Here is a 279-nt window from a genome sequence, read left to right as displayed (position 1 = left end):
CCTGCCGATGACGTACCGCCCGTGCCCATTGCGTTGCCAACGCCGCCGCCAGAACCGGCCACGGTGCCAGTCGCGCCGGCAGCACCGGCCATCGCACGCAGGCGATCCAGTTGCTCCTTGCGCTGTGCGTTGGCACGCGATTCATTGGCCTTGCGCTCGGCATCCGCCTTGGCCTTAGCATCTGCGGCAGCCTTGGCTTTCAGCTCCTTCTGCTTCGCTTCGGCATCTGCCTTGGCCTTGGCCTCCGCCTGGGCTTGCAGTTGCGCATTCTTGCGGGCC

Annotated in this window: 1 protein-coding gene; it reads right to left on the bottom strand. The window is 66.7% G+C overall.

Features of this window, described 5'->3' with window-relative positions:
• Positions 1-279: hypothetical protein (locus RVY79_RS19285; protein WP_317466176.1), on the bottom strand; the 279-nt coding region annotated here is incomplete at both ends.

The organism is Chromohalobacter sp. HP20-39 (assembly GCF_033052815.1).
Classification (GTDB): domain Bacteria; phylum Pseudomonadota; class Gammaproteobacteria; order Pseudomonadales; family Halomonadaceae; genus Chromohalobacter.
This window is presented reverse-complemented; position numbering and strand designations above follow the sequence as displayed.